At 74.1% G+C, this 6,170-nt stretch carries 4 protein-coding genes; 2 read left to right on the top strand and 2 right to left on the bottom strand.

Annotation, left to right across the window (positions count from 1 at the left end; all coding sequences use genetic code 11):
- Nucleotides 1-51: 51 nt before the first annotated feature.
- Nucleotides 52-1,164 carry an alpha/beta hydrolase gene (locus tag ACFV0G_RS33265; protein WP_380556056.1) on the bottom strand — a complete coding sequence of 371 codons (1,113 nt, stop codon included), beginning with the start codon at nt 1,162-1,164 and terminating at the stop codon, nt 52-54.
- A 345-nt stretch (nt 1,165-1,509) separates the two neighbouring features.
- Here ACFV0G_RS33265 and ACFV0G_RS33270 point away from each other — a divergent pair, with 345 nt between their 5' ends.
- A complete protein-coding gene (locus ACFV0G_RS33270; RefSeq protein WP_380556058.1) occupies nt 1,510-2,625 on the top strand; it encodes an ROK family glucokinase in 1,116 nt (371 codons plus the stop codon).
- A gap of 57 nt (nt 2,626-2,682) precedes the next feature.
- On the opposite strand, the gene ACFV0G_RS33275 is transcribed toward ACFV0G_RS33270, so the two are convergent.
- Nucleotides 2,683-4,302 (bottom strand): CocE/NonD family hydrolase, encoded by a 1,620-nt coding sequence (locus tag ACFV0G_RS33275; protein ID WP_380556060.1) that lies wholly within the window; start codon nt 4,300-4,302, stop codon nt 2,683-2,685.
- Between the two features lie 212 nt (nt 4,303-4,514).
- On the opposite strand from ACFV0G_RS33275, the gene ggt reads away from it, so the two are divergent.
- A partial coding sequence (gene ggt / locus ACFV0G_RS33280; protein ID WP_380556062.1) for a gamma-glutamyltransferase occupies nt 4,515-6,170 on the top strand: 1,656 nt, incomplete at its 3' end.

The raw sequence follows: 6,170 nt of genomic DNA on the forward strand, positions 1-6,170 counted from the left end.
CACCACTTCGGTGCGGCGGGCCCGTCGGCGTTGCGCGGGAGCGGCGGTGCGTCAGTGCTGGGCCGGGATCACACCGGTGAGCCAGGTGAAGACCTGAGGCAGCATCGGCCGCCACACGTCGCTGGCGTGCGGCCCGCTGGTCTCCTGGACGACCACCTCGGTCGGCGGCTTGGCGGCCTGCTTGAGGGCCAGCCCGCCCTCGTAGCCGTCGCCCTTGTTGCCGCTGACGAACAGGCTGACGTGCGGCGCCGGGCTGGCGTGCTTGAGGATGTAGAGCGGGTTGGAGACCTCCCGCAGGTGCGGGTCCTTGGCGGTCAGCGAGGCGCTCTCGGCGGCGGGGTCGTTGTAGCCGGAGAGGCTGATCGCGGCGCGGTAGCGGTTGGGGTGCTCCAGGGCCAGCTTGGCGGCGCAGTGCCCGCCCGCGGAGTACCCGGCCACCGCCCAGCGGTCGGAGGAGGCGTCCGCCCGGAAGTTGTCCAGCACCATCTGCGGAACGTCCCGGGAGAGCCAGGTGTCGGCGTTGACCTTGCCGGGGACGTCGGCGCAGCCGGTGTCGATGCCCTTGCCGAGCAGCAGGGTGCGCGGCGACACCAGGATGAAGGGCGCGACCTTGCCGCTCTTCATCAGCGGCTTGAGCTGCTCGGACACCTTCAGCGTGCCGTACCAGGTGCTGGAGGAGCCGGGGAAGCCCGGGATCAGCTCGACGACCGGGAAGGTCCGGTCCTTGTACGCCGGGTCGTTGTACTGCGGCGGCAGCCAGACCAGCACCTCGCCGTCGACGCCGGAGAGCCGGCCCTTGAGGTCGGTGCGCTGGACGTCGCGCGGCACCGCCGGGTCGTCGACGGCCTTGAACTGCTGGAGCACCTTGGGCTCGCCCTTGGCGTCCTGGCCCGGGCCGTCGGCCGGCACCTGCGGGACCGCCCGCACGTGGTTGCCGGTGCCGAGCAGGTCGTCCCAGCTGCCGTAGATCAGGTTGGCGTTGTTCACCATGACGAACACCATGGTCACGGCCGTCGCCTGGCAGAGCAGGATCATGATGAGTCTGCTCAGCACCTGGACGGGCCTGGGCCCGCGCGCGCGACCCCACAGCAGCAGTGCTGCCGCGATGGAGATCGGTACCAGGACGATCGTGAGGATCAGGAACGGTGTTCCGGTGAGTTGCATCAGGTTCTCGTATCCGCGTTGCCGGCCGCCCGGGCCCCGCTCGCCCGGTACGCGCTTCGATGTGATCAGACAATGGGAAACCACGGGTCGGTTGCGCCGTTAACTGGGCGAAACCTGAGAGGAACATCACGTTTCCATGTGAATCCCCCACGCGGCCCAACCAAGTCTGCCAGTCATCTGAACGAATCCACCGGACGGGGTACGGACTGCGGCCACCCGGATGAGGACCGGCTGGGAACGGCCGCGGGGTGCGCTCCCGGCGGGGCCGCCGACGGGAGGAGGATGGCGGCAGCGGCCCGTACCGCGGCCGACCCGCCGCCCGACCCCGAAGGAGCGACCGCCCACGTGACCACCCCGAACAGCCCCCAGCGGCCGGCCGTCCTGCCCACCCTGCTCGGCCTGGGGCCGCGCGGCGCCGACCGCCGGCGCCGCGCGCTGCCGGCCGGCGTGCTGCGGCTGCCCACCATCGGCGTCGACATCGGCGGCACCAAGGTGGTGGCCGGCGTGGTGGACGGCGAGGGCCGGGTGCTCGACCGGGTCCGCGCCGAGACCCCGCACAAGAGCAAGAGCCCGACCGTTGTCGAGGACGTCATCGTCGACCTGGTACTGCAGCTCGCCGACAAGCACGACGTGCACGCGGTCGGGGTCGGCGCGGCCGGCTGGGTCGACGCCGACCGCTCCCGGGTGCTCTTCGCCCCGCACCTCAACTGGCGCAACGAGCCGCTGCGGGACGCGCTCAGCCGGCGGCTGCGCTTCCCGGTGGTGGTGGAGAACGACGCCAACGCCGCGGCCTGGGCCGAGTGGCGGTTCGGCGCCGGGCGCGGCGAGGACCACATGGTGATGCTCACCCTGGGCACCGGCATCGGCGGCGCGGTCGTCCGCGACGGCTACGTGGACCGCGGGAAGTACGGCCTGGCCGGCGAGTTCGGCCACATGCAGGTGGTGCCGGGCGGGCACCGCTGCCCGTGCGGCAACCGCGGCTGCTGGGAGCAGTACTCCTCCGGCAACGCGCTGGTGCGCGAGGCGCGGGAGCTGGTGGCGGAGGAGTCGCCGGTCGTCCAGCCGCTGCTCGCCCGGGCGGGCGGCACCCTGGAGGGCATCACCGGCCCGCTGGTCACCGAGGCGGCCCGGGACGGCGACGCGACCGCCACCGAGCTGCTGTACGACGTGGGCCACTGGCTGGGCGTGGGCATCGCCAACCTGGCGGCCGCGCTGGACCCGGGCCGCTTCGTGGTCGGCGGCGGCGTCTCGGAGGCCGGCGACCTGCTGCTCGGCCCGGCCCAGGAGGCGTTCCGGCGCACTCTGACCGGCCGGGGCTTCCGGCCCGAGGCCACCATCGTGCACGCCGCGCTCGGCAACGAGGCCGGGCTGGTCGGCGCCGCGGACCTGGCCCGCCAGGTCGCCCGGCGGTTCCGGACCATCAAGCGGCACCGGGTGGAGCGGGCGGCGGAGGCCACCTGAGGTCCGCCGGCCCGGTCCCCGCGGGCGCGGGGGCCGGGCCGGGGCGCCGCGGGCCGGTCAGCGCAGCGGCACCGAGAGCCAGGACGGGTCCTGCTCCGGCGAGCCGAGGGCGAGGGTGGACCGGGCCGGGTTGTGGGTGATGTACAGCGGGTCGACGGTGTCCACCACCAGGGCCAGCCGGTGCCCGGCCGGCACGTCGTACGCGGTCTCCTGCATCCGGACGTCGGCGGCGAACGCCTGCCCCGGGGTGCGCCCCAGGAAGGTGTACGGCGCGTGCGCGACCAGCCGTCCGATGCCGAGCGCGTCCACGTCGTAGAGGTAGGCGACCAGGCTGCCCTGCTCCGCGGACGGGGTGACGGACAGGTGCAGCCGGACGCTGCCGCGGATCCGCTGCACGGCGCCGGCCGGGGCGGACTGCCAGACCGCGGCGACCGGGCGGGGGAGCAGCGGCACCGAGATGGTCGGGGGGATCTTCAGGAACTGCTCGGCGAGGTTGCTGAGCAGGGCGATCCCGCCGTCCGCGCCGGAGTCGACGCCGGTGGCGATCGGGGTGCGCCAGCCGGTGGGCGAGCCGGCGGAGAGCGATCCGGTGCCGAGCCAGTCGCGGCCGCCGAGTCCGAGCCGCCGGGTGGTGGTGCTGACCGCCTGCCAACTCGGGTAGTCCTCGTAGCCGTCCTGGAGCTGGGGGCGGATGTGCACCGGCAGACTGCGGTCGATGCCGTTGTCGGCGCCCCGGAGGTAGTGGTCGAGCCAGGCGCGGGTGTCCGTCCAGACGTCGTTGGGCAGGCCTGCCAGCCCGGTGGCCTCGGCGGTGGCGTGGTCGCCGGGCCGCAGTTCGAGGCGCTTGGGGCCGGTGAGCCGCTGGTAGAAGTCGGTGAGCTGGTTCGGCGGGAAGATCGAGTCGCCCCAGGCGTTGGCGAGCATCACGGCGGCGCCGTTGGCGTTGATCCGATCCGTGTAGGTGGCGGCGGAGCGCTGTGCGGCCCAGGCCCGGATGGCCGGCTCGTCGGCCCAGTCGCTGCCGAAGAAGCGGGTGAGGGTGGTCTGCAGCTCGTCGCCCGGACGGCCCGTCAGGTACCCGGCCACGGTGAGCAGGGCGGCCGACTGGAGGTGCTGGGTCTCGTCGCCGAACAGCGAGTCGGCGAGGTCGGCCCAGCCGCTGAGCGCGGCGACGGCCTTGATCCGCGGGTCGAACGCGGAGCCGAGCAGGCTGATGCCGGCGCCGTAGGAGATGCCGGCCATGCCGATGTGCTGCGGGTCGGCGCTGGTGTGGGCCAGCGCCCAGTCGATCACCCGGGAGACGTCGGCGACGTCGGGCGGCCCGGCGACCTCGATCTCCCCGCCGGAGCCCCAGAACCCGCGCGGGGTGTAGGAGACGACGACGTAGCCGGCCGCGGCGAAGGCGCGGGCCTGGGCCAGGTACTCGAGGTCGTTGAGGCCCCAGCTGGCGGGGAGGACGAGCAGCGGGTGGGCGGCGGCCCCGTCGTTCGGCTCGTAGACGTTGCCCTTGAGCACCACCCCGCCGTCGCCGGGGATGTCGGTGAAGCGCAGGGCGGGTGCGGCGGCCTGTGCCGCGGCAGCGGCCGCTGCGTGCGGCGCGAGGGCGAGCGGGGCGGCGGTGAGCAGGGCGGTGGCCAGCGCCAGGGCGGTGGCGCCGCGGCGTACGCGTGGGGGCATGCGGCTCTCCTGTGTGGGCGGATCCGCGGGGTGGGGGTGCGGATCCTTGCGGCTGTACCGGACGGTAGCTTGTAAGACCCAGTGTCAGTAAGGCGTCGGGAGGTCTCGGCCGGATAACGAAACTACTGCCGGGTAGTGGCCGGAGGTGCTGTTGTCCTGTCCACCGCAGGTATGGCAGAACGGACAGTTGACGCCGACTCAGGAGGTCCTGCATGAGAGCTCTGGCCCGACTCCTCCCCCCGATCGCCCTCGCCACCGGCCTGGTCTGCTCCGCCGTCGCACCCGCCTCGGCCGCCGCCCCGCCCGCCAAGTCCCCCGAGGCGGTCGGCTACGGCGGCGCGGTGGCCAGCGTCGACGCCGACGCGACCGCGGCCGGCATCGAGGTGCTGCGCCACGGCGGCAACGCGGTGGACGCCGCGGTCGCCACCGCCGCCGCGCTCGGCGTCACCGAGCCGTACTCGGCCGGCATCGGCGGCGGCGGGTACTTCGTCGTCTACGACGCCCGCACCGGCCGGGTCTCCACCCTCGACGGCCGGGAGACCGCCTCCCGCACCGCCGACTCCTCGCTCTTCCTGGACGCCGACGGCAAACCGCTGCCGTTCGCCGACGCGGTCACCAGCGGCCTCTCGGTCGGCGTCCCCGGCACCGCCGCCACCTGGGAGAAGGCGCTCGACCTCTGGGGCACCCGCTCACTCGGCGAGGTGCTGCGCCCCGCCGAGCGGATCGCCGACCACGGCTTCACCGTCGACCAGACCTTCCGCGACCAGACCGCCGCCAACCAGGCGCGCTTCCAGGACTTCCCGGCCACCCGGGCGCTCTTCCTGCCCGGCGGCGCGCTCCCGGTGGTCGGCTCGACGCTCCGCAACCCCGACCTCGCCGCCACCTACCGGCAGCTCGGCCGGGACGGCACCGCCGCGCTCTACCGCGGGCCGATCGGCGCCGACATCGTGAACACCCTCCAGCACCCGCCGGTCGACCCCGCCTCCGGCCGGCTCGCCCGCCCGGGCCGGGTCGACCGCACCGACCTGGCCGGCTACCGGGTGGTCCGGCGCGAGCCCACCCACGTCTCCTACCGCGGCGACGACGTGTACTCCATCGCCCCGTCCTCCAGCGGCGGCACCACGGTCGGCGAGGCACTCGGCATCCTCGCCCGCTCCGACCTCGCCCACCTGGACACCGTGCAGTACTACCACCGCTTCCTGGAGGCCTCCCGGATCGCCTTCGCGGACCGCAACCGCTGGGTCGGCGACCCCGGCGCGGTCGACGTCCCCACCGGCCGGCTGCTCTCGCCCGCCTTCGCCGCGGCCCGGGCCTGCCTGCTCGACCCGGCCCGGGCGCTGACCAGTCCGCTCGCGCCCGGCGACCCCTACCACCCGACCGCCTGCGGCTCCACGGGCCCGGCCGCGACCGAGACCTACGAGGGCCCCAGCACCACCCATCTGACGGTCGCCGACCGGTGGGGCAACGTCGTCTCCTACACGCTCACCATCGAGCAGACCGGCGGCAGTGCGATCACCGTGCCCGGCCGCGGCTTCCTGCTCAACAACGAGCTGACCGACTTCTCCTTCACGCCGGTCACCCCGGGCGTGCCCGACCCCAACCTCCCCGGCCCGGGCAAGCGGCCGCGCTCCTCGATCTCGCCGACCATCGTGCTCCGCGACGGCCGCCCCTTCTTCGCCGCCGGCTCGCCGGGCGGGGCGACCATCATCACCACCGTGCTCCAGGTGCTGATCGGCCGGATCGACCGCGGCCTGACGCTGGAGCAGGCGATCGCCGCGCCGCGGGCCAGCCAGCGCAACGCGGCCGACACCTACGAAGATGAGTACTTACTGGCGCTGCCCGAGCGCGCCGGGATTGTTGCGATCTTG

The sequence above is a fragment of the Kitasatospora sp. NPDC059571 genome, from assembly GCF_042735675.1.
Taxonomy (GTDB): domain Bacteria; phylum Actinomycetota; class Actinomycetes; order Streptomycetales; family Streptomycetaceae; genus Kitasatospora.